This window comes from Micromonospora sp. CPCC 205546 (assembly GCF_036902715.1).
In the GTDB taxonomy this organism is placed as follows: Bacteria; Actinomycetota; Actinomycetes; order Mycobacteriales; family Micromonosporaceae; genus Micromonospora.
Genome location: NZ_JBAKHL010000015.1, coordinates 42,991 through 68,813, shown reverse-complemented (window position 1 = coordinate 68,813; position 25,823 = coordinate 42,991). Strand labels below are relative to the sequence as shown.

General features: G+C 67.5%; 27 protein-coding genes and 1 pseudogene. 18 read left to right on the top strand and 10 right to left on the bottom strand.

From position 1 onward, the window contains the following. Positions 1-18: 18 nt before the first annotated feature. From V6U77_RS10570 to V6U77_RS10555, 4 genes are read right to left on the bottom strand one after another with little or no spacing between them, the layout of a single operon-like run. Positions 19-1,503, bottom strand: coding sequence for an SCO6880 family protein (locus V6U77_RS10570; protein WP_334606080.1), 1,485 nt, complete (start codon positions 1,501-1,503; stop codon positions 19-21). Positions 1,504-1,508: 5 nt separating this feature from the next. Then, on the bottom strand, positions 1,509-2,828 hold the full coding sequence (locus V6U77_RS10565; protein ID WP_334606079.1) for a hypothetical protein: 1,320 nt from the start codon (positions 2,826-2,828) through the stop codon (positions 1,509-1,511). Then, the gene (locus V6U77_RS10560) at positions 2,825-3,568 is read right to left on the bottom strand and encodes a hypothetical protein (protein ID WP_334606078.1); all 744 of its coding nucleotides are present in this window, start codon (positions 3,566-3,568) and stop codon (positions 2,825-2,827) included. The genes V6U77_RS10565 and V6U77_RS10560 overlap by 4 nt, the downstream gene beginning before the upstream one ends. Next, positions 3,568-3,918, bottom strand: coding sequence for a hypothetical protein (locus tag V6U77_RS10555; RefSeq protein WP_250100100.1), 351 nt, complete (start codon positions 3,916-3,918; stop codon positions 3,568-3,570). Before V6U77_RS10555 ends, V6U77_RS10560 begins: the two co-directional genes overlap by 1 nt. A 181-nt stretch (positions 3,919-4,099) precedes the next feature. On the opposite strand from V6U77_RS10555, the gene V6U77_RS10550 reads away from it, so the two are divergent. The 7 genes from V6U77_RS10550 (at position 4,100) to V6U77_RS10520 (ending at position 10,289) form a co-directional block, all read left to right on the top strand. Further along, positions 4,100-4,684, top strand: coding sequence for a hypothetical protein (locus tag V6U77_RS10550; protein ID WP_334606077.1), 585 nt, complete (start codon positions 4,100-4,102; stop codon positions 4,682-4,684). Then, on the top strand, positions 4,681-5,748 hold the full coding sequence (locus V6U77_RS10545) for a M23 family metallopeptidase (RefSeq protein ID WP_334606076.1): 1,068 nt from the start codon (positions 4,681-4,683) through the stop codon (positions 5,746-5,748). Before V6U77_RS10550 ends, V6U77_RS10545 begins: the two co-directional genes overlap by 4 nt. 27 nt (positions 5,749-5,775) lie before the next feature. Next, complete coding sequence (locus V6U77_RS10540; protein WP_334606075.1) at positions 5,776-6,525, top strand: hypothetical protein; 750 nt, start codon at positions 5,776-5,778, stop codon at positions 6,523-6,525. Positions 6,526-6,586: 61 nt separating this feature from the next. Next, the gene (locus tag V6U77_RS10535) at positions 6,587-6,763 is read left to right on the top strand and encodes a hypothetical protein (protein ID WP_327027847.1); all 177 of its coding nucleotides are present in this window, start codon (positions 6,587-6,589) and stop codon (positions 6,761-6,763) included. A 1-nt stretch (position 6,764) separates the two neighbouring features. Then, a complete protein-coding gene (locus V6U77_RS10530; RefSeq protein ID WP_334606074.1) occupies positions 6,765-7,997 on the top strand; it encodes an ArdC-like ssDNA-binding domain-containing protein in 1,233 nt (410 codons plus the stop codon). Further along, positions 7,994-8,185, top strand: a complete 192-nt coding sequence (locus V6U77_RS10525) for a hypothetical protein (RefSeq protein ID WP_334606073.1) — start codon at positions 7,994-7,996, stop codon at positions 8,183-8,185. Before V6U77_RS10530 ends, V6U77_RS10525 begins: the two co-directional genes overlap by 4 nt. A 148-nt stretch (positions 8,186-8,333) precedes the next feature. Continuing rightward, entirely contained in the window at positions 8,334-10,289 is a 1,956-nt protein-coding gene (locus tag V6U77_RS10520; RefSeq protein WP_334606072.1) for a hypothetical protein, read from the top strand. Between the two features lie 291 nt (positions 10,290-10,580). On the opposite strand, the gene V6U77_RS10515 is transcribed toward V6U77_RS10520, so the two are convergent. From V6U77_RS10515 to V6U77_RS10490, 6 genes are all read right to left on the bottom strand, one after another. Beyond that, positions 10,581-12,641, bottom strand: coding sequence for a hypothetical protein (locus V6U77_RS10515; protein WP_334606071.1), 2,061 nt, complete (start codon positions 12,639-12,641; stop codon positions 10,581-10,583). Between the two features lie 891 nt (positions 12,642-13,532). Next, on the bottom strand, positions 13,533-14,024 hold the full coding sequence (locus V6U77_RS10510; protein WP_334606070.1) for a prepilin peptidase: 492 nt from the start codon (positions 14,022-14,024) through the stop codon (positions 13,533-13,535). 293 nt (positions 14,025-14,317) lie between these two features. Then, positions 14,318-15,190, bottom strand: a complete 873-nt coding sequence (locus V6U77_RS10505) for an oxygenase MpaB family protein (protein ID WP_334606069.1) — start codon at positions 15,188-15,190, stop codon at positions 14,318-14,320. Then, the gene (locus V6U77_RS10500) at positions 15,187-16,425 is read right to left on the bottom strand and encodes an MAB_1171c family putative transporter (protein WP_334606068.1); all 1,239 of its coding nucleotides are present in this window, start codon (positions 16,423-16,425) and stop codon (positions 15,187-15,189) included. The genes V6U77_RS10505 and V6U77_RS10500 overlap by 4 nt, the downstream gene beginning before the upstream one ends. A gap of 7 nt (positions 16,426-16,432) precedes the next feature. Further along, positions 16,433-16,957 (bottom strand): hypothetical protein, encoded by a 525-nt coding sequence (locus tag V6U77_RS10495; protein WP_334606067.1) that lies wholly within the window; start codon positions 16,955-16,957, stop codon positions 16,433-16,435. A gap of 50 nt (positions 16,958-17,007) precedes the next feature. After that, positions 17,008-17,517, bottom strand: coding sequence for a hypothetical protein (locus V6U77_RS10490; RefSeq protein ID WP_334606066.1), 510 nt, complete (start codon positions 17,515-17,517; stop codon positions 17,008-17,010). A 569-nt stretch (positions 17,518-18,086) separates the two neighbouring features. Between V6U77_RS10490 and V6U77_RS10485 the strand changes: the two genes are divergently transcribed. From V6U77_RS10485 to V6U77_RS10435, 11 genes and pseudogenes are all read left to right on the top strand, one after another. Then, positions 18,087-18,665: a hypothetical protein gene (locus tag V6U77_RS10485; protein WP_334606065.1), complete on the top strand. Its 579-nt coding sequence runs from the start codon at positions 18,087-18,089 to the stop codon at positions 18,663-18,665. Continuing rightward, entirely contained in the window at positions 18,659-19,549 is an 891-nt protein-coding gene (locus tag V6U77_RS10480; protein WP_334606064.1) for a hypothetical protein, read from the top strand. The genes V6U77_RS10485 and V6U77_RS10480 overlap by 7 nt, the downstream gene beginning before the upstream one ends. Next, the gene (locus V6U77_RS10475; RefSeq protein ID WP_334606063.1) at positions 19,546-20,223 is read left to right on the top strand and encodes an SAF domain-containing protein; all 678 of its coding nucleotides are present in this window, start codon (positions 19,546-19,548) and stop codon (positions 20,221-20,223) included. Before V6U77_RS10480 ends, V6U77_RS10475 begins: the two co-directional genes overlap by 4 nt. Position 20,224: 1 nt before the next feature. Continuing rightward, positions 20,225-21,031, top strand: coding sequence for a ParA family protein (locus V6U77_RS10470; protein WP_334606062.1), 807 nt, complete (start codon positions 20,225-20,227; stop codon positions 21,029-21,031). Further along, a pseudogene (locus V6U77_RS10465) lies at positions 21,031-22,553 on the top strand (CpaF family protein). The gene V6U77_RS10470 and the pseudogene V6U77_RS10465 overlap by 1 nt, the downstream one beginning before the upstream one ends. Further along, positions 22,550-23,455, top strand: a complete 906-nt coding sequence (locus V6U77_RS10460) for a type II secretion system F family protein (RefSeq protein ID WP_334606061.1) — start codon at positions 22,550-22,552, stop codon at positions 23,453-23,455. Before V6U77_RS10465 ends, V6U77_RS10460 begins: the two are co-directional and overlap by 4 nt. Continuing rightward, the gene (locus tag V6U77_RS10455) at positions 23,452-24,309 is read left to right on the top strand and encodes a type II secretion system F family protein (RefSeq protein WP_334606060.1); all 858 of its coding nucleotides are present in this window, start codon (positions 23,452-23,454) and stop codon (positions 24,307-24,309) included. Before V6U77_RS10460 ends, V6U77_RS10455 begins: the two co-directional genes overlap by 4 nt. Before the next feature lie 32 nt (positions 24,310-24,341). Further along, positions 24,342-24,542, top strand: a complete 201-nt coding sequence (locus tag V6U77_RS10450) for a hypothetical protein (protein ID WP_334606059.1) — start codon at positions 24,342-24,344, stop codon at positions 24,540-24,542. 83 nt (positions 24,543-24,625) lie between these two features. Further along, positions 24,626-24,967, top strand: a complete 342-nt coding sequence (locus V6U77_RS10445) for a TadE/TadG family type IV pilus assembly protein (RefSeq protein WP_334606058.1) — start codon at positions 24,626-24,628, stop codon at positions 24,965-24,967. After that, a complete protein-coding gene (locus tag V6U77_RS10440) occupies positions 24,964-25,398 on the top strand; it encodes a TadE/TadG family type IV pilus assembly protein (protein ID WP_334606057.1) in 435 nt (144 codons plus the stop codon). The genes V6U77_RS10445 and V6U77_RS10440 overlap by 4 nt, the downstream gene beginning before the upstream one ends. After that, entirely contained in the window at positions 25,395-25,817 is a 423-nt protein-coding gene (locus V6U77_RS10435) for a TadE/TadG family type IV pilus assembly protein (RefSeq protein WP_334606056.1), read from the top strand. The genes V6U77_RS10440 and V6U77_RS10435 overlap by 4 nt, the downstream gene beginning before the upstream one ends. Positions 25,818-25,823: the final 6 nt, after the last annotated feature.

The window sequence follows — 25,823 nt, the reverse complement described above, 5'->3', positions numbered from 1 at the left end:
CCTCCAGTGGGGCGATGGTCAGCGGGGCCAATGGCGGGACAGCTGCGGGGGACAGACACCGCACGGCAGCGTGGTGGCGAAACCCGCCGCCTGGCTCGCCCACATCCGACGGAATCTGATCTTCGCGATGTCGGCGCGTGACTCGACGTCGGCGACGGCCTTGCCGAGGTCCTCGGGGTTGAGGACGGTGATGGTGCAGAACACCGACATCAGCCCGACGCCGGCGCCCACCGCCTCCTCGCGGGCGGTCTGGTTGGCGCGTTCCCGGTCGGCGAGGTCGCGGGCGGACTCGTCCCGCTTCTGCGCCCGGTGGTAGGCCTGCCGGAACTGCGCGGCGTTGACCTCCGCCTCCACGACACGGGCCGCATCGCCAGCGGGCAGCGGCCGATAGATCAGGCTCACCCGCTTCGGGTACGGGCCGGGCGCCAGCAGCCGTGCGAGAACGTCGGCGTGTACCGACTGCCGCGGTGCCTCGTGCATCGACCAGGTCACCGATGTGCCGGAGTCATGGACGTAGCGGTCGACGTGTTCCTCGGCGGCGACCGGGCCGGCTGAGTCCCAGTCCAACCACCGGGCCAGATCGCCGTCGCGCGCGCCCAGGCGAGCGACGTCACCGCGGATGGCGGGATCGTAGGCGGTGCGCACGATTGCGGTGACCTGGTCGGCGGTGGCCCGACCGAGGACCGTCAGCCCGCAAGTGCCCAGCGAGTCCTGCAGCCCGGTCAGGGCGCGGCTGATCTCCGCCAGTGCCTCCTCGACGCCCTTCGGCTTCGTCGGAGACGCCGCCGGATTGAAGGTGATGCTGACACGGGTTCCGATGTCGGCAGCGGCAGCGGGGGACACCTCCACTAGGCGCTGCAGGACCCGCCTCGCGGCGGCGGGACCGTGCGGCACGATTCGGCCGGAGATGTAGTCGGACAACCGGGAGCCAGGGTCGGGTGCGGTGTCGACGGCTACCGCGATGTGCTGGACCGTGGGTAGGTAGCCGAGGTTGGCAAGCCAGCCTCCCCAGTTCGCGACCCACGATGCGGTGGCGTCCGGGTCGGCGAGCCAGGTGGAGGTGGCGGCGCAGCGCAACGTCACCGTCATGCTGCCCAGCCGTCGGTTGTAGACGACGCCGTAGTTGCCACCGGTCTCGTCGGCGACCGTGAGCACGGTGGTCGGAGCGAGGACACCGGGCAGCTGCCAGGCGCTCTCGCCGACGGCCATCACCCCGGACCGGTAGGAGGTGTAGCCGCGGGTGGTGCCGATCAGCCATCGGACGCGCCGGATGATGCCGGTGGCCAGCGGTACGCCGTCCCAGCGCAGTAGTAGCAGGGCGATGGTGGCGACGGCGGGAGCGGCCACCCACGCCAATGCGGTCATGCTGATCGACGCGGCGATCAGCAGCGTGGTGATCGCCGCGAACACGCTGAGGGTCTGAGCTGGGCCGAGGCCGAGCAGGCCCATCCCGCGGCTGCGCCGCCAGCCACCGTAGGTGCGGATCTGCTGGTCAGTGGTCATGGTGGTCACCTGTTGTCCTGGCTAGTGGAGGCGGCGGACTTGGCGGCGCTGCCACCGGCTTCCGCGGCCGTGGCGACGCCCGTGACGACGAGAGCGGTAGGCCCTGTCGCGGCTGCGTCGACTCCTGAGGCTGCCGTCGCCTTACCTCCGGCGGCGCGCCCTGCGGCGGCAGTGCGACCCGCGGCACCCCCGACGGGAATGTCGCTGGCGGCAGTTGACGCCCCAGCACGGGGCATTGCCGTCGGTGTGACGGGGACGGCGCCGGTCGGTCCGCCGCTGGACGTACCGCCCAGGCTCGTGTCGAGGTAGCGGGCGTGCTCGCCGGCGCTGGACCCGCCGGCGCTGCGCAGCGACGACGCGGCGTGCAAACCCGCTGCAGCGCCGGCGGCGGCCATCCCGGCGCTGCCCCCGCCGGAGGCGATCGCGCCAGTCGTCCAGCTGAAGAACTTCATCATCGTCGGGAGTGCGACCACGGAGAGCACCAGCACCGCGAGGCCCATGAGAAAGCTGCGCCCGTTGCCGTCGGTGAGGATGTAGCCCGTCGCATACACGGTCATGGCGACGGGCTTGAACGCGATCAGCGCGATTCCCCAGCCGGTGACCTTCGACAGCCACTGGCTGGTGCCGCGCATGATCGAGCCGGTGGCCGCCAGCTGCAGAGTGCCGGCGAGGATCACCACCGAGCCCTCGCGGAAGATCATCAGTACGGCCTGGACAGCGGAGAGGAAGAAGACCAGGCCGCCGATGAAGATCGTCACCAGGGGTGTCACGCCGGCAGTTGGTAGGAGCATGGAACCCAGCGCCGCGCTGAGCGCGTCGAGGGGTGGCCTGTTGGAGCCGTTGATGATGGCTCTGTCCAAGATCCACAAGGAGTATGAATCCGAGGCCTTGAGTGCCAGGTGGGTTCCACCGATGCCGATGGCGCCCCACAGCGCGCTGGTCCACACCCCGCGAACGGCTTGCAGCATCGGCTCGCCCTTGCGGGTGATGACCATGGTGATGCCCTGCCAGATCAGGCCACCGACCATGACCAGGACCGTGATCGGCAGGAGGAAGCCCCGTAACTGCTGAGCGGGCCCACCAGCGGCGTTGCAGTCAGCGAGCCAGCCCGCCGCGTTCGGGTCGCCAACGCACAGATCCGTGGAGGGCACCAAGATCCAGGACGCCATGACGGTGATGACCCACTTGATGGCGTCGTTCATCGAGCCCGCGAGCCCGCCGAGGAACATGTCGGTGACCGAGCCGCCGATCTTCTCGCTGACGCTGCTCTCTGCACCGAAGACGCCCGTGCAGCTCACAGGCATGAACGGATTGCACATGATCACCGTCCAGGGATGAAGGGATGGAAGCCGTCCGGGCTGCCCGCTCGCGACACCGCCGCGCTGAAGTCACCGCCGGCTGGGGCGAGCAGCGCCCAGTCCGTGCCGGTCCACTGCAGGTACACGGTCGTGGCGGCCAGCAGGGGGTTGCCCTGCGCGTCACGGGCCTCGGTGAGAAGCAGCACGGACGCCGCCTGTTGGCTGTAGTTGGTCAGCTGGTATCCGCGCAGTACCGCCTCCAGGCGCCCGACCGGCTGCCCGTACGGGACGTTGGCGTTGGCGCGTAGGTGGTCGTAGTCCTGCCCGATCGTCGACCGCATCGCCGGGGCGTCCGCGCCGACGACCTGCTTCTGCAGGGTCTGGTCGAACACGCCCGGTCCGAGCTGAGGGGCGCAGCGCACCGTGATGTGCACTGCGGCGAGAAGCGCACCAGCCTCGTCGTGGCTGAAGCGTCGCGCTGCACCGCCGCTGGTGTCGAGCGGACCGGCCTGACCGGACACGGGCAGGGAGATCCCGGCAACCGGCGTCCATCTGAGGTCGGCGGGCAATGCCACGGCGCGGGCAGTGGGGTCAGGGACAGGAGCGGCGGCGGTGACGCCCGCCTGCTGCGCAGCCGCGGTGGGTTCGTCGCGCATGGCGGCGACGGCCGCGACGCCGAGCGAAGTCGCCGCCGCGGCCGCGAGAGTGATGGTGGTGACCCAGCGACGGGTGCGGTGCCGGGCCCGGTCGATGACGTCGTAGGTCATTACCGCAGGACCGCGCCGACAACCAGGGCGCCCATCGCGCCGAGGGTGAGCCCGCCGAGGACCCACGGGATGCCGGCCGCGCCGTCGGCGGCCAGCGAGGACCGGTTGCGCCGACCGACGGTCATCATGATCCCGGAAGCGAACAGGCCAGCGACCCCGCCAATCATGAGGACCCACTTCATCCAGCCCAAGAACATGTCACCGAAGGCCTGCAAACCCTCGGGTGCGACCGGGGCCGGATTGGGTACGTCGACCGGCTTGGGCGCGCCACTCGGAGAGGGCGCCGCGGCCAGGACGTCGACCGCTCCCTGGGTGTTGTCGGCCGCGAACGCGAGCAAGGTAGCGAGCACGGGTCTCTCCTAGGTCATCGTCGGGGTGTCGCACCGGGTGGTGCGTCTGCCGATGACCTTCGCCGTGTGGCGCTGACGGGACCGTTGCCGCTGGTGTAGCCGGCAGCGTTACCACCCCTCGTGACCTGCGATGGCAGCGGTAACGGCGCTACCCAGGCGGCATCGTCACGCCATGTTCTCCATGAAGATCACGCCGCCGAGCGCCGGCGCGCTCGGCGCCGCGATGCTGGTGGCAGCCGTGGCTGGCTGCGCGACCCGCCCCGCCGCCCCCAGCCGACAGGACACTGCCGCTCAGCCGACCGCCGCCGCACCCTCGGTCGCGCCTCCCGCAGTGCCGCCACGTGACTCGAAGGCCGACTACACCGATCCGGCGCACGTATGCCAGGCGTTCGTCACCGCCCTTTACCGGGTCGACACCACGCGCGACACCGGGCCCGGCGACGCCTTCGCCCGCGCGTCGGCCTACGCCACCGGGGCACTGGCGGGTCAGAGCGCTGCCGCTGACCGCGACGGCCGATGGGAGACGTGGGCTGCGCACCGCGTACGCGTCGACGTCCACGTGCGTCCACAGCCGGATATGCACCCGCAGCACGACAGCACCATCGAGGCGCACCGGGCCATACGACTCACCGCGACACCGGTCGGCGACGACGGATGGCGTGGCTGGACTGAGCACAGTGTCGTGTTCTGCACCCTGCGCGCCGGAGACAGCGGCCAGCCCGGATGGCGGGTGGCGCACTACGACGTCCAGCCGGTGCGGCCATGAACAGCAGCACGGCGTGGAAATGGGGCGCCGCCGCCCTGGCCGTCGCGTTCCTCGTACCGCTCACGCTGGTCATGGTCGGCGGTGTGGTGGTGGCATTGCCCCCTTACCAGTGCACCGTCGTCCCACCGTCACCCTCATATAACCCGGCCGGAAGCGCGGCAGACGCCTCCTGGAACCCGGCGCAGGTCGGCCACGCCGCCACCATCGTCCGGGTCGGCGCCGAAAAGAACGTGCCGTCGAAGGGGTGGACGGTTGCCGTCGCGACGGCGATGCAGGAGTCGACACTGCGGAACCTCGCCAACTCGACGGTGCCGGAATCCTTGGGCATTCCCCACGAGGGCGTCGGACGCGACCACGACTCCGTGGGCCTGTTCCAGCAGCGGCCCGGGTGGGGCACTGTCGTGCAGCGCATGACCCCCGACTACGCCGCCGGGAAGTTCTACGACGCTCTGGTCACGGTCAACGGCTGGGAGCACATGTCCCTGGCCGAGGCCGCCCAGGCGGTGCAGGTCTCCAAGTACCCGGACGCGTACGCGAAGTGGCAGAGCGAGGCTCAAAGCCTGGTGCAGCTCGTCCGCGGCCAGCTGGGCATCAGCTGCAGTGGGGGCGCGACTGGCGAGTGGCGGGTGCCCCTGCCCGAGGGCAGCTACAGCGTCGGTGACGGATGGGGCGCCCCCCGGGGGAACCGCGCTCACCGCGGGATCGACCTGATCGCCCCCACCGGCACACCGGTCCTGGCGGCAGCCGCCGGCACCGTCACCTCCGCCGAGTGCACCAGCGCCTACTGCGACCGCCCCGGCAACCCCGAGCTGCCCGGCTGTGGGCTGACCGTCGAGGTCCAGCACGCCGGCGGGATGGGCACCACCTACTGCCACCTGGTCTCCCTGAGTGTCGTCCCCGGGCAAACCGTCGACGTCGGCCAGGAGATCGGTCGCGTCGGTTCCACCGGCCACTCCAGCGGCCCACACCTGCACTACCAGATCCACCGCAACGCGCCGCCGATCAACAACAACACGGCGCAGGACCCGGCAGTCGTCATGGCTGACCTAGGCATCCGCTTCTGACCCCCACCTCCTGTGAGTGGAGACCCGATGGACCAGATCAGAGCCTGGACGATGCTGTTTCACCTGCAGTCCCGCATGCCCGGGATGTCCGTGGATCGGCTGGCCGCACCCATCAGCCAAGCACTGACCGGACGAATGCCCACGTCACCGGCCGCCGAACGCGCCGTCGTCGACGCCGCGTGGAAGCCCGGCTACCGGAGCGGCGCGGAAGCTGGACACCGGCGAGCCGTGGAAGGTTTCCAAAACGCTGCCTTTGACGCCATGTCCCGACTCACTCGCACCGGAATCGACGACCCCGACGCCCGCAACCTCCTATGGGCGGTGGCAGAAGCCGCCACCGTCATCGGCCGGACCGGCCCTCAGAACACCCCCGGCCGTGCCTGCGAGAGCGCCCACGCGGCCGCCCGCACCGACTACCCCGACCTGAGTCCCATCGCCGCAGGCGTCGTCGCCGGCTGGAACCACGGCCAGAGGCAGGGGCGGCAGGACGCCCGCCATTCCACCAGCCAAGCGATCTACGCCGCCTTGGCCAAGAAAGGCGGCGAGCAGCAGATCAGCAGGACTCAGATCGACGGACCACCCGCCGTGGACTGGTTCGTCGACGTCATCGGCGGAGTCCTCAAGGCCCCGCCCGAAGAACCCACGCTCCCATCTTTCCCGGTCGCTTCCACAGTGGCCGCCGCTTTCCGGCCATTCCCGGCCAGCCACACCGCTGCCCCCACCGTGAGTCCGGCGGCCGCCGTTCCCCAACCGGCATCGCCCCGGCGAAGCCGCTGACGAGTTCCCATCCCAGCCTCGCCGCCCAGCCACGCCAACCACCACCACTGAAGGGACCGCGATGAGTATTCAGCCGCAACTTGACCGAGACGCCATCATCACCGCGCTGCAGGACCAGATCGACGACCTCACCGCGACCTGCGAGGCGCAACAGCGCCAGCTCGACGCCCAGCAGAGGCTCATCAACCAGCTTGCCACCCGGATGGGCCTGCACCAGGACGGATCGGCGGGACGCTGACATGGCTACCCGACGAGGGACGTCGCCAAGCGACAAGCAGCGAGAACAATGGGCCGCCGATCGACGGGCCAAGCTCGCCGACCTCCACGAGCGCGTTGTCGCGGAGGTCGGCAAGATCACGGACAGCGATCAGTGGCGCCGCTGGCTTCAGTTCGCCGCCAAGTTCCACGGCTACTCCTTCAACAACGTCTTGCTGATCATGGCGCAGCGCCCAGATGCAACGTGGGTGGCCGGCTACAAGCGGTGGAAGACCGAATTCGGTCGGCACGTGCGCAAGGGTGAGAAGGGCATTGCCATCCTGGCCCCAGTCACGAAGCGCGTGACGGACGATCCAGAGGAAAGCTCCAAGGACCGCAGCGAGCCCACGAAGCAAGGCCCTCAGCTGTCGGCAGGGGAGCAGACCGCCCAGCCGGCGCGAATCCTACACACGTTCAAGCCCGTGGCCGTCTTCGACATCAGCCAGACCGAAGGTCCGGACATCGATGTGCCCGGCGGACCTGCATCCGCTGACGTTATGCCCCAACTCCTCGAGGGCCAGGCGCCCCCAGGGTTGTACGACCAGCTGGTCATGCTCGCCGAGGAGCGGGGATACACCGTTGAGCGCGGTGACTGCCGAGGCGCGAACGGGTTCACCGACTACACCAACCGGTTGATCAGGGTCCGCGACGACGTGGACGACGCCCAGGCAGTCAAAACGATGATCCACGAGCTCGGCCACGTGGACCTGCACACGCCAAGCGACTTCGGTTGGGAGACCACCCGCGGCTGCCGGGGCGAGCGGGAGGTCGAGGCCGAGAGCGTCGCGTTCCTGGTCGCCGAACGCTACGGGCTGGACACCTCGACGTACACCTTCGCCTACGTTGCTCTATGGGCGCAGCGCGCCGCCGAGCAGACCGGCCAGAGCCCAGAGGGCCTCGTGCAGGCTGCCGGCCAGCGCATCGTGGCCTCCGCATTCCGCATCACCGAAGCCGTCGACACCAACCGCACCCCCGATGGCGCCACCGTCGCACCGGCGCTGGCCGCCCAAGTGACCAGCGGTGTACGCCGCGCCTCAGCGGCGCGCGCCACCGCCGAAGCCTCCGTCAGCCGTGCGACCGCCAGCATCGACCAGCCGCTCGTCGCAGCCGCGCGCGCGTTTCCACCGCTTCCCCGAACGGTGTACGCCGGCGACCTAGCTCCAGCCCCGGCCGCTGCCAACGCCGTCACCGTCCGGAGAGGAGCGCGCCAACCATGATGCAATCCCACATGCTGCGGCACACGTTCGTGACGACGAAGCTCGACGGGGGCGTCAGCCTGCGCGACGTGCCGATCGCTGCTCGCCACGTCGACCCGCGTACCACCACGCGCTACGACCGGGCCCGCAAGAACCTCGACCGGCATCCCAACTACATCCTCGCTGCCTACGTAATCTCTGGGACGTAGCCAGCGCCCGCGGCTTTGCCGATGAGAGGAACACCCGCTCTGACCAGATTGACAACTGGCCGATGCAAAAGCATCCTCTCCGTGGCGCCACCTTCAACGACGGTGCCTGGCGTACCGTGCGGCTCGAATTTTCAAGTGGTGGAGGGCGATGAGTAGCGAGGATTCGACGGCGCGGCGCGTTCGGTTCTACGGTGCCACAGACATTGCGACGCACTGGCAAGCTGGCCGCGCTGCCGAAATCGCTGAGCGCTTCGATGCTGCGGACGTCCCGACGTGCACCGCGGACATCATCGAGTTGCACAACGTTCAGCAGTATATCGAAGCTGGGTTCTTCCCAGCTGGGTATACCGACGCGCAACGTGCGCAGACCCGAGCACGGATTCCGGCCCTGCGCAGCGTCATTGCGAGATTCTTTACCGCGATCGATGACACGAATGTCGGTGAGCTCGTTCAGGCGGTCGACTACGATTATCACGCGGATCTGCTTGAGCTTCTAGGTAGGAATAAGGCGTTCGAGCGCTGCAACCCAGAGGGCATGCTATCCGCGCTCAACGCAACAGGTGTCGACCTCGGCGTGATGCTCGCGAACAAGAGGCTTGTGCAGGCATGCGACTCCCAATTGCGCGACGTGCTCGTGTCGGACGTGCGCAACGCCGAGCATGTAGTACGGAAGTACATGCACAAGGACAGCAGGAACGAAGTGCATCTTCCGAAAAGTTTCACCCCCGTCGACGCACGTGAGTTGTTGCAAGGTTATGTCGATAGCGTCGACGCGAACCCAAACTACGTCGGGCTGATTGAGACCGCCCCCGTCAACAGCCAGACCGGCGTCGACGCCAAGCTCAAGTTGAGGGCGAAGCGGCGCAAAGACCGAATGACCGAGGAGCTCTTCCGCGACAACGCAGGGGTCAAGACTGGCTGTGAAGTATGCATATCTGACACTCAGGATGATCCGTTCATGGTCGACATGGACGGGACGGTGGCAACCTTCACGTACGGCCGCAGTTGGCTGGATCAGACCCTAGACAGCCCCAGCATCCTCAACAACTTCCAGCACCTTTTCGAGTTCGCCGATCGTTACGTCCTACTCACATTGCCTGCGTACCCGGCGGACCTAGGCGTCTTTGAAAGGTTTCTGGCGACTACAGGCAAGACCGACTACCACGTTGGCATGGCATTTCACGCCATCGATATGAGCTCGCTGCTGCAGACGCGTCTCTACCACCACTACCTAGCGTCGCACGACATAGACCTGGAAACAGTAATCGCCTGGTTCTTCGAGGAGTATCTCGTCGAAGAGTTTGACGCCATGAACTTTTCATTCACGCCTTCGGGCAGTGGCTCGTCCTACCTTCAGAAGGCTAGGCATCTTTTTGCTGAGATGGAGAGCGTCGCCATGCAGTTCACCCTGTACGTAGAGAACGGCGAGCTCGACAGGGATCTTCTTGCAGTCACATCGGACCCCGTTCGCTACAAGCATGTGCCAAGCCTGCTCGTCGGAAAGTACGTCTACGCGGACGAGAGCGAGGAGATATCCGGCGTTCTTCACGCTCTCTTCTCAGACCAATCGGGGTTGACGTACATCAGCGATGCACTGAACGGTCAGAACGCCGCGCAGCTCCTTATTCAGAACGAGGTCTCTTACGTCGACTTTGCGGAACATCAGAGGTCGACGGTCGACCACCTGATCACGCTCGGCGTTCTTGAGGACACCGGCACGCGCGTGCAGATCGCCAGACGTGAGCAGTTCCTAATTCTGAGGTTACTGTTCAGGACTCAAGCGGTCAGCTACTACCACCTCTCAAATCAGGGGCGGGCGGAGGTAGACTCGATGGTCGCAAGGGGGTGGGTGACTCGGCGTGCGTCGCTGTTGTCCGCGCCAGAGGGCAGCTACTTCAACTACTACCTCAACAAGGTGGAGTTCAGTAACGGTCCAGAACTGCGAAACAAATACCTTCACGGATCACAGGCGAACGCAGACGGCGAGCCTGCGCACTTCCGCACCTACATCACCGCGCTCAGGCTGATCGTCGCGCTGGTAATCAAGATGAACGATGACTTCTGCTTGTCAGCCATAAATGGCATAGAGCGCGACGAGGAGTAGATACCGTCGCGCGCCAACGGGTGTCACATGGCGTGCAGGCTGCCGGCCGAGTACGTCGCTTCCGCCGAAGCTCAGAAGTCCGGATCTGCGTTGAGTATGCGCGGAACTGCCGATAAGCGGACGCCCAGAGGCCTCGGCTGGAAACAGACTCGAACCAGGGCCAACGGTGTTCGGTGCCTCGTTGATCATGCTCGCAGATCTTCACTTGTCGTTCGCCGCTCACTCGTTCTGGGGAACACGTAACGACCGGAGTGATTTCCCGGGAGGCCACGCTTGGCCGTAGGTCCGTCGTCAACGTGCGGAAAGAGCCTCCTCAATCGACCGGATCACTGGAGACCAGGCGTCCTTGACGTCGGCGAACTGGCGTTGGCCCGTTAGGGCCTTACCGCTGTACCGGTGTGCCTCCCAGTCTTCCCGTAGGAAGACAATCTCGTCGTCTATACGTACAACCATGGCCGCGATGAGCGCTCCAAGAGCAATATTGAACTCTGAAGCCGCGAATGGCTGTCGACCCTGAAATTTTTTGATGAAAACCCCGCGCTCGCCAGAGTGCCCATGGTTACGCGTGAGATTCATCAGTTTGTTGAGGAATCGGATCACCTTCTGGTCGGGCAGTTCTTCGTCCACCAGCTCCAGTCGATATTCATACCAGGGGTATCGGATCTTGATAGCGGATGGAACTCGCAGTTCGAACTCATTCGTCGGCGGCAGCTGCGTCGAGGTGGGAGGCAGTTGCAGCGCCTCGGCGACCTCGATTACGACAGACGACTCCTGGTCGCCGGCGGTGTCCAGGTCGGGTCGGCGCGCGAACTCCAAAGCGGGTCCTTCGAATCGGACTGTTTTCGCGCGGATGAACAGGTCCGGACCTAGCACGGTCCCCTGGGGTTTGCCGGGCACGATGACCGTGCTGTCGCTGCGGATAGACAGGTCGGCCAGCGGGCCGAGGACTTGCAGCTCATTGGGAGCTCCGGTTGACAGCTCGAACTTGGTGACGCGGACACCTTCCCGGCCTCGCTTCATTGCAAACTCACCCTCGTACGTGAGTGCGTCGATCTGGTCGATGGACGTACTCGTCATCGACTCCGTCCACTCGGAAGCGATAATGGAGGCGTGTAGCGCGGCAAACTGGGGCTCGCTGATGATGAGCTGCGACTTGGCGCCCACGAAGTCGAGCAAGAGTCCGGACGTGTCTCCGATCTCAATAATGCGCGACGGCGAGAAGACGGAGTCGTCAAACTCGATCGACGCTACATATGCCTCGAACACGGGACTTGCCCACTTGTTCTCGGAGCGGAAGGGGTGATCATCCGCGAACGTGGTGATGCGCTTGACGTACTCCTGCCGCACGGCTGCATCGGTGATATACGTAAGCTTTGGCGGTTCAGCCTTCTCTAGGAAGTGACAGAGCCAGCCGATCTGCTCGCGCGGGCTGTATACCTCGTTAGGATCGAGTGCCAGCTCGTTGGCGAGGTCGGCGACCTTAGTCTGATCCCGCCTGAGCAGCCGCTCAAGAATTCCCTGCAGAAGGTTTATGCGTCCCTCAGCCCGTGGTCCTTGATCCTCGAACTGCTGCCGTATCACCAGGAAGTTCGGCCGCTTGATCAGCATGGCCGCAACCGCATCCAGCACGGGGGGATAGCCCGCAAAAGCCTCTGCGTAGGCCCCCTCGGTCGCGCTGCGCAGTGAGTCGATCAATGCATCCCGAGCGGCCAGATATTCAGCGGAGGAGCAGTCCGTGCCGGGATCGCGCTTCGCGACCACCCCGTCCACGTACTTAGTGCTCTGGGCCGGCGCGAGGTGGGAAATTTCCCACCATGCTACAGAGAGCCCAAGGTCGCTAAGTGTCACCCATAGATCCTCCAGTGTGCGCTCGCGACCGAACAACACGTAGTGCAGCCCACTGTGAGCGAGCCGCCCCAGCGACTCGATGAACTCCCGCCACGAAATCGCGGAAACCCGGGCCCTGGCCTCGTCGAGCGAGTCGATGACGATGAGCGGACGGGTCTCGCCGTCGATGCGCGCGATAACGTCGTGGCTTTCGAGGTATCGCCCGAGCGCGTACTCCAGCGACGTGGCACCGACGGCACTGTCGAGATCCAGCCGCCATAGCGGCGCGCCGAGCCGGTTGGCGAGCTCCTTCGCGGCTGTGCTCTTCCCAGCCGCGCCACGCGCTGACACCAGGGTAATCACCGGATCGGTGTGGTCGTCCTTCTCCAGAAGGATCGGCGGCACGAAGAAGTGCTCGGACTCCATGGCCGGAATCTCGAAGCTTTTCGACCGGTTGCCGCGCAACGGCGACGTCCTGAAGCCTCGGCAGAAGTTGTCGAAAGTCCGCGTCGAGTCGAGACTCAATGGAGGCTCCTAACCTTGCGACGGGTTCGCATCTAAGTACGACGGCCAAGTGTTCACACTACTGGTCGCGTTCCGCCCAGCGCATGGTGGGTGATTTCAGCCGTTCGGGCCGCATTACGCTCCAGTCGAGTGAACAGTCCCGCTGCCGGAGGCGTGAGCGGTGGAGGCATGGACGTTAGCCCGTTTGCAGGTCGCTGACGCGCTGGCTTCCTAGGCATCGCGGCAGCTCGAGGCCGCGTTTAAGCGACGGTGGCTTCCAAGCAGGCCACCTGCTCGTGATCACCGCAGGCACTGTGCGCCGGTGAGGGCACACGGGGCAGTACCCATGATCAGATCACGCTCACGCCGCCGACTGACACCTGGCGACGTTTTGAACTGCAGGAGTCCTCGTGATCGCATTTCAGGCTCACTGGCATCCGGATTTGCCGCAGACATCGCACGGGGTCGGCCCAACCGCCGCTCGGTAAGCACCAGCGCAGACTACGTTCGGTAGCCGAGAGCAGTGACAGTCAGCCCATGGTGGGGCCAGTTATGGCCCATCCCGGTGGAACCGATCTCGTCCGTCATAGCCATCACCACGATGCTCGACGCCGCCTCAGCCTCCGTGGCGTCCAGATCGCTGCCCGCCACCGAACTGGTTGACGACTTCTGGATAGCGACGCCACGGATACTGAAAGGATGACCATGGCCACCAGCCGCCGAGGGTGAGCCAGACTGCGGAGCGCCCGAAGCAGGCTGGCGAGGCATCGGCGGCTCTCCCGGCAAGAAGGCGTTGTCGTCCCCACCAAACCCACCTGCAAAGAGCCCGTACGACCATCAAGGCGATGGCGTCGACCTGGTTGCCCGAGACGTCTTCCGACCGACCGCATCGAATCAGTTACCCAGTGATGCTCAAGCGGGGAACGCGAGCATCACCACAGCGCCTGCGACGAAGAACGGGCCCATCGGGATGTGAGCTCCACGACGCACACGTCCGCTGGCCAACAGCACGGCACCGACGAGTCCCGCGCCAAGGAAGCCCAAGAACACCGCTCCGAACGCCGCGCCCCAGCCCCACCAGCTCAGCAGGGCGGTCATCGAGAGGATCAGCTTGCCGTCGCCCAGGCCCATGCCGCGTCCGCCCAGAACAAGCCCCATGCTGACGAACACCGTGGTCGCCACGGCCGCGCAGATCGCCGAGCTGAGCAAGGGCTCCCACTGGTCGGTGACGGTTGCGTCGATGGTGAGCAGAGCGAAGACGCCGGCCGCCGCCGGCAAGGTGATGACGTTGGGCAGGCGGTGCACCTGAGCGTCGATGAACACGAGTGGGACTGCGCAGGCGACCCACCAAAGGCCGGCCAGCAACACCGGGACGGTGGGAGCGGCGAGGACCACGACGGTCACCGCAACCGCAGTGCAGAGCTCCAGCAGGTACGGAGGGGCACCCATCCGTTGCCAACACCGGCCGCATCGACCGCTGGGCAGCAGCGCGGCCCAGCCGGGCCCAACCGGACTCAACTCCACGCCGCAGCACTCGCAGGACCGCCGGCTGATCCGGCCCGCTGGAACGGCCAGGCGAACGACGATCCACCGCAGCAGCGGTGTGACCGAGAGAGCGAGCAGGATCAGCTCAACCCTGCTGGGCGCGTAAGGCACCCCGAGGCGCTGCGGCGCCGACAGCAGCGTCGGCCGGCTACTCATACGCCGGGTCGACCCGGCACATGGTCTTGTTGCGGACCGAGCTGGCTGATCTCGTACCCGTCGGGGTAGCTCTTGGTTTGGATCCCGTCGGCGAACAACGGCGTTGTCCGTGGCGCCCCGAACCACCGTTGAAGCCGCGAGCGCGTCTTCAACGCCGTGTGCAGGCCGGCCCGGACCGGCCACGCCGGTGCCTCGACCCGCATTGCGCGTCGGAGTGGTGCGTCGTACATGGCGCTGACCAGCGCGTTGCCCAGCGGGGCGAGGGGCTTGGGGATGCGGGTGAGCATCAGCATGCGGGTGGCCCGCTCGATGGCCGCCGCGTCGTCGTTGGGCTGCAGGTGGGCGGCGTCGTAGGCGTCGAACCAGTTCTCGAACTCCTTGTAGGACCCGGGGATGTCCGTGATGCGCATTCGCCGTCCGAGCTCGCGGTAGAACAGGTAGGTGGCCTGTCGCTCGTGGCAGCAGAGTTGGCGCCAGCCGTACACCTGCAACCAGCGCGTCGGGATGACCACCAGGCAGCCCAGGACGTAGAGGAAGTCGTCGTTGCTGATGTCATGCGGGCGGTGGATCTGGTTGACGCGCCGCAGCGCGTCCCGGCCACGAGGCTGCTCGAAGCCGTTGAGCACCATCTCGTACATCAGCAGGCCGGTGTCGTCGATCCGCTTCTGGGTGCGTTCGGTCAGCTCGCCCGTGGTGCTGTGCACGGCGGCGATGGCAGGGATGGAGAAGGATCGGTTGAAGGCGAGGTTGAGCCCGAGCTTCATGTCCCACGGGAACTCGTAGCGAAGCATCGTCTGGTAGATCACCAGGTAGTCGTGCTCGGGATCCATAGCGCGGGTGCGGGTCAGGTTTCCGTAGCGGCCTCTCATCGGCGGGCGTCTCCTGCCGTGGGGTGCGGGGTGTCCTCAGCGGTGAGCTGCTCGCTCGCGGCGAGCGTCTGGGCCACCACCGGCGATCGGGCGTAAGCGTCAGTGACGAGCGTCAGCCACGCGACCTCACCGGCGAAGCCACCGGCCGGACGGTGTAGCTCATCCGCGGGTTGCGGGATTGCGGCCACGAGACCGGCGCGACGTCGACGCAGGGCGCAGGCCAGATGTGCTGCCTCGACGGCTGCCCGTCGCTCATCCGTAGAAAGTCTCGCCTGCTCGGCGAACTGCTCGGCCAGTGCCGTCACGCCAACATCCAGGTACGGGCGAAGCGCTAGGCGTCCGTCGCGGATCTCGGCTACCCGGCGGGTCAGCGCGTAGTCGATGTCGCGGACGGCCGCGAGGGGGCGGCGCAGGCTCGGGTCGAGTTCGAGCTCGGGCAGGGCCGCGATGAGGTCCCGCCAGAGTGGTTCGAGTCGGCGGTACGAGTGGAAGTCCTCCCACCGCCGCGTAACCCTGAGGGTGGGTCCCCACGCAGGCATGGTGAGGCCGATCGTGATGAGCAACGCGCCGATGGTCACCAGAACCGCGGCGATCTGCCGCTCGCCAGCCGGCTGGTATCCGGCCCAGTAGGCGATGAGGTACGCGATCTTGTTGGTGCTGTAGAGCAACGCGAAGGCGGCACCCACCGCAGTGATGCGAAGGCCCCTGCGCAGCCAGGGGCGCCCGCAGATCCGGGCAAAGCTCCAGCACAGCCGTGTGATGTCGAAGCAGTAGGCGAAGAAGCCAAGGAGCAGGAAGATCAGCAGGTAGGCGGTCACGACGGGATCCGTCGCGTACTCGACCGTCAGGAGCACCGGCTCGTCGTACGTGAGGGTGTAGACGAACAGGCCGACCATGACGAGGAACGAGCTCGCGGTGGCCCAGACCCACCGGCGGGTACGAGCGGCGGCCTTCGCCGGGGGGAGTGCGAGATAGAGGAGCATGTTCTCGGCACTCGCCGAAATGGTCAAGGCGCCGGCGTGAGAGAGGACCTTGGCCAGGTTGGGTAGCCCCGACACCCGGTCGATCTCGGTCGCGATCTGCGGGATCGCGAATGTGATCCCGGCGGCGAAGGCCCCGAGGCCTATACAGATCGCGCGACGAGCTTGGCTGGGATGCCGGCGCTGGAGTCGCATCATGTACCCGAGTGCGAACCAGCCGGCTACCGCGCAAAGGGCGTACAGGAAGGTGTCCATCGACGACCTACCAGCGGGGGTGTTCGAGCGAGTGCCGCAGTCGGCCGTACAGCTCAGCCTGCAGACCATCCAGCGGTTCGTCGTCCGCGTCGCCGAGCCCTTCACGAACCCGCCGGAGGAGCAGCGAGCCGATCATCTCGGCTTCGCGCTCCTCCGCAGCGGCGTAGTTGCTCCGGCCGAGGCTGCGCTGGACCAACTGTGGGTCGAGGTCCGGCAGCAGCAACCGGGAGGCGTCCGCGTCCAACACTTCAGTCGCCCGGTGGCCGGCGAGCAGGTGACCTACCTCGTGACCGATGATCAGCAGCTGGTGCAGCGGCGAGGTGTCCTGCTCGAAGAAGATGGCGTCGAACTCGCCGGTCGGCACGCACATCCCGCAAACGGTGTGCGCCGGGAGGCTGATCGGCACCAGGTGGATGGGCCGGCCACGCCGTTCGCCGAGCACGTCGCACAGCTTCCGGATGTCGAACGGCTCCGGCACCTCAAGCTCGGCCACGATCTGCTCGCAGCGTTTGCGTAGTCGGTGCAACTTCACGTCAGCGTTCCCCCGCTCGTCGGCGTACTGCCACCGAAGAATCTGCACAGCTAACTGCGATCGTCCGGCGTGGCACTGGCTGCGCCCTCGGCCACGGCCCGCAATCGGGCCACCATCTGCTCAATGAGCTGCGTATCCCCAGCGGACAGCCCGTTGTCGGCGAGCACCTGGCGCAGCGCCACCTGCTTGACGTCCATCCGACGCAGCTCGCTGAGCAACGTGATCTGTTCCTGTATCCGCCGTGCGGCCGCGCCGTCCACGAAGTAGCCCGAGTTCACGCCGAAAGCGGACGCCAGCGCACGCACGTGCGAGGTACGGGGATCGCTGGCCACGCCACGGCGCAACTCTCCGATGTAGGCGGCGCTGATCGTGACACCGGTCTCGGCCGCCGTAGCGTTGATCTTGTCGGCGATCTCCTTGTTGGTGTACCTGCGCCCAGGCTCGTCGGAGTCGCTGAGCTCCTCGGAGGTCGGGCGGATCTTGTCGAACAGGTACTCCAGCCTGGCGGCCAGCGTGTCCAGGGGCGGCAGTTCCTGCTCAACGTGCCGATCGTCGACCATGATTCTTCACCCCTCCAGCGACTAAACAACAGTGTCGCAGATGCCGGCGCCTACAAAACAGATGTTGACACATGCACGGAACGTGAGCGTATGCTCGCTCCTGTTCGGAGCAACGCCCGTTGAGCGGTGACGCAAACCGCTAAACGTCTGTTGCGTGGCCGCTGCCTGATCTCGGCAGGGCCACCCGAACGGGGGGAGTCGTCAGTGAGAGGGATCAGCTCGTGAGGGGACGACGGGGGAACTGTCCCGCAGCATTCACCGACGCACTCGGCCGTCGGCAGGGGCATCGGCATCGGTGCCTCTGCCCGGCCGCCGCTGTTGATCGGGGGCGCTGGGCCGCTCGGTCAGGGAACCACTCCCGCCGGTGGCCCAGCGACAGTGGCTCTCGACGTCGGGGAAGAGGCGAACCTCTTGCGCAGTCCGCCACCGATGACGGTCGCAAGCGGACAACCAGCCTCGGTACTCATCAGCGGTACGGCCGCGTTGCCGGCCGGTGAACAGGCAGAACGTCAACAGCGGTCATCGAAAGGCTGCAACCGCGCCGGGTCACCCAGAAAGGAGGCAGCACCTTGATCGCCACCGCCAGCAGGTCCTTCAGGGTAGGAGCTTGTTGTCTGGCTGCTTCGCTTCTTACAGGAATGGCGGGTTGTACGGGCGAGCAGCCTGCCGCCGCGCCGAGTCCCACCTCGACGGATGTAGCGGGTTCTCCGTCGCCGACGGCGAACGCCGAAGACGCCGAAGCCGGCGCGGCCGCTCTCACGGCCTACCGGAACTACGTACGGAGCTACGTCACCGCCTCGAACAAGGGTGACTACAACGCCAAGCTCGACAGGTTCGTGGCCGACCCGGCGTTGCTGACGGTGCGCCAGGACCTGCTGATCAAGTTTCAACAGGGACTCGTCACCAAGGGAGAGCCGGTCTCGGCGCCCGTGGTGAGCAAGGTCGACACCAGTCGGCGTCCCTTCACCGCAGAGGTCGAGGACTGCTTCGACACCGGGAAGTGGGACGTGATCTCCAAGAAGACCGGCAAGTCGGTGCGCACCGAGGGCCAGGCCACGAGGTACGTGGTGATCGCCAAGGCCGAACTGTTCGACGACGGCCGGTGGCGCGTCCGGGAGGTCAACGCCCAACGGGAGAGGCGATGCTGAAGCGTAAGTCGGCCACGGTCGCGGCCCTGATTCTGGCGGTCGGCAGCGGCACGCTGCTCGCACCCGGCGTGGCGTACGCCGACTATGAGCACTGCGACGCGCTGGGCAACTGCTACTGGGTGGTCGAGAAGCCCGGCACCGGCGGCGGTGATAACGGCGGCGGTGGCGACAACGGCGGTGGTGGCGCCGGTAAGGGCTGCAGCTACGAAGGTCAGACCGTGCCGTGCGTCGTCGAAGAGTTCGGCGTGTGGGACGGGTCCTGCTATGTCAAGCGGGTCCCGCCGCCACCCGGTGGCCGGACTGACGGCTACTGGAGCATCCGCACGTGCGGCATCTACGGTGGCGTCCCTTCGCAGACCGCGGCGACCTGGTCGCCGGACCCGCCCGCCGGGATCCTGCCGTCCCACCAGGAGCTCGCACAACGAGCCATCGCCCAGATGAACCTCGACGGCCCGGACATCGGGATCGCCCCGCAGACCAGCGGCGCCGGTCTGGTCGGACTGCCGATCTGGCTCTGGAACAGGGTGAGCCCCAGCACCTGGGGACCCATCACCCGGACTGCGGCAGTGCCCGGTCGGTCGGTCGCGGCCACCGCCCGGGCTCAGAAGATCGTCTGGAGCATGGGTGACGGTAACTCCGTCACCTGCACCAAGCCCGGCACCCCGTTTCGGCCCTCCTACGGCAACAAGAGGTCGCCGGACTGCGGATACGACGGCTACCGCCATCCGAGCAGCACCCAGTCCGGAGGCCGCTACACCGTCACGGCCACCACGACATGGCTGATCACGTGGAGCGGCGGAGGCGGAAACACCGGCTCCCAGTCCATCGAGCTGTCCTCCACCACCACGATCGACATCGACGAACTGCAGGTGATCACGTCATGACCAGTGCGCCGACCAAGTCCACCCGTGCCGCCTCGCCGGTCGCTGCCCCGTACGCCATTCCCCGGGTCGCTCCGCAACGTCGCTGGCGGCCGGCGCTGGTCTGGCTGGCCGTGGCACTGGTCGCCGCAGGCGGGTTGATCGCTGCTGCGGTGCTGCGCACGGTCGGCACGACGGCCGAGTACCTGGCGGTGAGCGCCACGGTCGAGGTCGGCTCCGTCCTCGACAGGTCGGACCTCAGCACGGTGCGCATCACCGTCGACCCGGCACTCAAGCCGATCAAGGCCAGCGCCGCCGATCAGGTCATCGGCAGGTTCGCGGCGGTCGCGTTGGTGCCCGGCACCCTGCTGACGCAGGCGCAACTCACCGACACAGCGGTACCGGGCCAGGGGCAGCAACTGGTCGGCCTCAGCCTGCCGCAGGAGCGCCTGCCCGCCGAGCGGGTGAAACCAGGTGCCGAGGTACTGCTCGTCGTGACCACGGACGACGGTCCGGTCTCCAACCAGCAGCAGACCGCCGCGCCGATGAGCATCAAGGCCACCGTGGTGGACGTGCGTGCCGGCACCAAGGAGGGCACCACGCTGCTCAACGTGGCCGTCGCTGAACGCGATGGACCGCTCGTCGCCTCCCGTGCGGCCGCCGGCCGGATCGTCGTGGCACTGACCACGGGAAACTGACATGACGATCATCGCGATGGTCTCGGCCAAGGGCTCACCCGGCGTCACCACCACCGCGCTCGCCTGCGCCTTGTCCTGGAGCGGACGTACGGTGCTGGCCGAATGCGACCCCGCCGGCGGCAGCATCCTGAGCGGCTACCTGTCCAGCCTCGAGATCCCACCCATCGGCTTGCTGCCGCTGGCCGCGGCGGCGCTCCGCGACCAGCTCGCCGACACCTTCGCCCACCAGGTCGTCGACCTCGACGCAGGCAATCCGGGTCAGCGGCTCGTCCTGCCCGGCATCAACGACCCGGTCCAGGCGGGCACCATCCGACCGACCTGGGAGCAGCTGGCGGCGATCTTCGCTGACCTGGAGCGCGGCGAGGCCGGCTACGACGTCATCGCCGACTGCGGCCGACTCGCCACCAGCGCCCCGCCGTGGCCGCTGTTGTTCCGCGCCGACCTGCTACTGCTCGTGGTACGCGCGGCGACCCTGCGGACCATCGCCCCAGCCGTCGGCGTGGCGGAGATGCTCCGGCGGGAACTGACCCAGTACGGCCAGGGGCCGGGAGCCCTCGCACTGGCCCTGATCGGCGAGGGCCCCTACAGCCGGCGGGACATCGAACAGCGGCTGCAGCTGCCCACCGTGATCGAGCTCCCCGACGACCGGCGCACCGCCGAGGTGCTGAGCGACGGTGGCGGCCGGCTGCGCGGTAGCCAACGGTTGCTGCGGGCCGCTGCCAGCGCCGAGCCGGCCGTACGCGCTGCGATCGCGCGCCGGCGTGCGCACCTGGCCCCTACAGCATCGAGGGAGAACAGCCGTGCCTGATGAGCTTCGAAACAGCGGCCCGACCTGGCCGGCAGCGGCCGACCGCTTCGCCACAAACGGCAATCGCTGGCCCACCAACAGCACTGCGGCTGCCTTCGGGCCGGAGTCCAAGCCTCCAGCCGTCGTCGAGCAGCAGCCCGGGCCGGTGAGCATCGACTACGCGGCGGTGCGACTGCTGCGCGCCCGGGTCAGCGCGGAACTCACCGTGGCGCTCCGGGAGACCCCCAACGTCTCCACCGATCACCGCCAGGCCGAAGCGGAGCGCATCGCCGCCCGGCTGGTCCGCGATCACGTGGACGCTCTGCATCAGGCCGGACAGCCGATCTCGCAGGCGGAGGAAGACGCGCTGCTCGACGCGGTCGCCGCCGACATGTTCGGCCTGGGCCGACTCCAGCAGCTGCTCGATCGCCCGGACGTCGTCAACATCCACATCCTCGGCTGCGACAACGTTCGGATCGAGCACACCGACGGGCGGATCACGGTAGGCGAGCCGGTCGCCGAGACCGACAAGGAACTCATCGACATGTTCCAGGTCCTGGCGATGCGAGCCGGAGCGACCGAGCGTTCGCTGTCCTCGACCAAGCCGTGGTTGGACATGCAGCTGCCCGACGGTAGCCGCCTCACCGTGCTCATGCAGGTGTCGGTGCGTCCGTACGCGGCCATCCGCCGGCACACGCTGATGGACGTCAGCCTGGAGGACCTCCGCGACCGGTACGGCGCGTTGGACGACCTGATCTGCCAGTTCCTCAAGGCGGCCATGGCTGCCGGCCTCAACATCATGGTGGCCGGATTGGCCGACGCCGGAAAGACGACCCTGCTACGCGGTCTGGCCCGGGAGATTCCGGATCGGGAGCAGTTCGTCACCCTGGAGGAGTCCCGCGAGCTCGGTCTGCACACCACCGGACAGCACCAGTGGGCGATGAGCCTCGAGTCCCGGGAAGGCCACGGATCCCGGGGCGCCGACGGCCGACCCGCCGGCGAGGTCACGATCATGGACATGATCCCGCTGACCCTGCGGATGTCCGTGCAGCGGATCATCGTCGGCGAGGTCCGTTCCCGGGAAATCGTGCCGATGCTGCAGGCCATGGCCACCAGCAAGGGTTCGCTCTGCACCATCCACGCCCGGCACCCCCGTGCCGTGATGGACCGCGTCATCGAGCTGGCACTGCAACACGGGCCCGAGATGACCGCCGAACTGGCGCGGCGAATGGCCGCAGGCGCCATCGACCTGATCGTGTACGTCAGCGTCGAGGACGAGACCAAGCTCGGCGGTCGCAAGCACCGCTTCGTCTCGGAAATCCTCGAGGTGGGCGGGATGAGCGGTGACCAGCTCGTCACTACCCAGGTCTTCGGACCGGGCCCGGACGAACGAGGCGTACCCCGGCACCTGCCGGAACGGCTGCTCGCACCTCTGCGGCGGGTCGGCTACGACCCCCGCCAACTCACTGGCTACATCCAGCAGGGCGAGCACAACCGCGGCGCCTGGACCACCCGTCTCGACACCGTGACGAGGCAGCCATGAGCCTGCTCGACCTCGCCGCCGTGCTGGCGGGCATGCTCGCCGCCTCCGGCGCGGTCGTCGGTGTCATCGGCGTCATGGGGACCACCCGGCCGCCCCGGCCACCGTCGGCGCTGCAGCAGCGGGTCCGCCGCTGGTGGACCGGATCCGGACGCACGCGGCGGGAGCAACGCGCTCACCAAGTCAAGGTGGTGACGGCTGCCGCTGCCGGGGGCCTGACCTGGCTGCTGACCGGCTGGCCCGCCGCCGGGATGATCATCGGTGTCGCCGTTCCCGGCGTACCGTGGCTGTTCGCCGCCGGCCGCGCCGAGAAGCAGGCCATCAACCGGCTGGAGGCCGTGGAGGCCTGGACTCGCCGGTTGGCGGACATCGTCGCCCGGGGCATCGGCCTGCAGCAGGCGGTCGTCGCGACCGCGGCAACGGCGCCGCAGCTCATCGAGCAGGAGGTACGCGACCTGGCGGCGCGGCTGCAGGGCAGCGGAGACCCGATCGCCGCCCTGCAGCAGATGGCCGACGACCTCGACGACTACACCGCCGACCAGGTCATCGCCCCGCTGATGCTGCACGTCACCGATCGTGGTGAAGGTCTGCACGAGGTGCTGACCGGGATCAGCCGGTCCATCGCCGCCGAGATCGAGATGCGCTCGACGGTCGACGCCAAGCGGGAGGGCCCGCGCTTCGCCGTTCGGTTCCTCACCGGCATGACCATCCTCCTGCTGGCGTACGGGGTGATCAACCCGCACTACCTGCAGCCCTACGGCAGCGTGCTCGGGCAACTCGTGCTGCTGTTCCTCGCCGGCCTGTACGTCGTGCTGATGACCTCGGTACGAAAGCTCAGCCTGCCGCCCAGGCGGGAGCGGCTGCTACCGCCGGTCGAGGCGCAGGCGCTGGGAGCGGCGGCATGAACAACGGCTACCTCACTGCCATGGTCGTCGCCGGCGCGATGACCGGCCTCGGGGTGTTCCTGCTGGTCGTACAGCTGATCCCCGCACCGCCAGCGCTCGGTCCCGCGCTTCGACGGCTCCACCCGCTGACCACCGCGAGCACCTCGACGGCCGGTATCAGCTGGCTGCGGCGCCGTCTCACGGTGCCGCACGCCGACCTGCGGCTGCTGAACCGCACCACCGATCAGTACTTCCTGACCCTCGGGCTGTCGGCGCTGTTCTGCCTCATCCTGCCAGCCCTCATCACCGTCGTCGTTGCGGTGCTGCGGCTACCGATCCCCGTGTTCATCCCTGCGGGCGGGACTATCGCCGCCGCGCTGGCCGGCGCGGCGCTGGCTCATCGCGAAGTCATTTCCAAGGCCGCCGTCGCGCGGGCCGAGTTCACCCGGGCCATGTGCACCTACCTCGACCTCGCCGCCCACCAGGTCCTCGGTGGCCATGGGCCGGTGGAGTCGCTAGACCGGGCAGCGAGCGTTTGCCACGGCTGGGTCTTCGCCCGAATCCGGGAAGCCCTGCTCAGCGCCCAGCTGCAGCTGCGGCCACCGTGGGACGAACTGAAGGTCCTCGCCCGCGACATCGAGGTCATCGAGCTGGGCGACCTGGCAGACATCATGCGTACCGCCGGCAGCGAAGGTGCCAACGTCCACCAGACGCTGCGCGCCCGAGCCGACTCGATGCGGGACCGGATCCGCACCGAGGCGCTCGCCCAGGCGGAGCTTCGCACCAACAAGCTCGACATCCCCGCTGCGGCGCTGATCCTCGTGCTCCTCGTCCTCATCGGCTACCCGTTCATGGCCCGCCTGTTCGTCCGCTGACCCGGTAACACCCGACCCACGGAGGGAACGCCATGCACACCATCCACGCCGTCATCGCCTACCTGGCAACGAACTGGCAGCGCATGACCGATCCAGCTGAGGCCGAGCGAGGCGACAGCCCCGTTGGCACCGCCGTCATCACCGCGATCCTCGTCGCCGGCGCCGTCGTCGTTGCCGGCGCGATCGTCGCCGTCGCCAACGGCTGGGTCGCCCTCATTCCGACGCAGCCGTGAACCAAGCAGAGGTCACTCTCCGCCCGCGCCCCACCGGACGCTGGCGGACGGGCCGCTACCTCAGCGACCGTGGTAGCTCGCCGGTGGAGTTTGCCGTCATCGCGCTGCCGATGATCCTGCTGACCTTCGCCGTCGTCCAGACAGGGCTGGTCTTCTTCGCCCAGTCCATCGCGCTCGGTGCTGCCACCCAGGGGGTCAACGCCGCCCGGGGTTACCAGGCGACTGCCGCAACTGGCGAGGCGCGGGCCATCAATTTTCTGTCCGCAGCCGGAACCGGGCTGGAGAGCGAACAGGTCGTCGTCACCCGGACCGCAACCGAGGCACGGGTGACGGTTACCGGCCTAGCGATCACGGTGCTACCAGGGTTCAGCTGGACGATTACCAAGTCCGCGCACGGCCCCGTAGAACGGCCCACCACGCCATGAGCATTTCGAGGCTCCGGGGTCAGCGCGGCTCGGTGAGCATCGAGATGGCGGTGGTGACGCCGGCCGTCCTCGCGTTGCTCGCCGGCGCCGTCATCGGTGGCCGGGTCAACATCGCCCGCCAGGCGCTCGAAGCGGCTGCCTACGACGCCGCCCGCACGGCCTCCCTGGCACGGACGGCCGGCGAGGCGAGCGCGCAGGCGCTGGCCGCCGCCGACTCCACCCTCAACGCCCAAGGGCTGAGCTGCACCGGCCTGGACGTCACGGTTTCCGCTGCAGGCTTCGGCGTTCCTGTCGGGCAACCCGCGACCGTTACCGCCCGGGTCAGCTGCACCGCGACCTTCTCCGACGTCGCACTGCCCGGTATGCCCGGCACCGTGTCGCTCAACGCGTCCTTCACCAGCCCGTTGGACACCTACCGGAGCAGAGCATGACCGCGCTCAGCCGCCGGCTGGGCGACGACGATGGTCGGGTCACCATCTGGTTCGCCGTCCTCGCGCCGGCATTCCTCGCCTTGATCGGCCTCGTCGTCGACGGCGGCGCCAAGGTACGGGCATACCAACGCGCGGACAACATCGCCGCCGAAGCGGCCCGCGCTGGCGGACAAGCCATCAAGGCCGGGCAGGCCATCGACGGTGGCACCAAGGAGATTGACCCCTCGGTCGCAGCCACCGCCGTCCAGGCCTACCTCGACGACCTCGACGGAGTCACGGGCACCGTCACCGTCGACCGCGCCCAGCAACTCACCGTCACAGTCACCGTCACCTACAACCCGATCCTGCTCGACCTGTTCGGCGGGGGAGTAGGCACGACGGCCACCGGCCGGGCGACCGCGACCCTGATCGCTCAATAGCAGCCC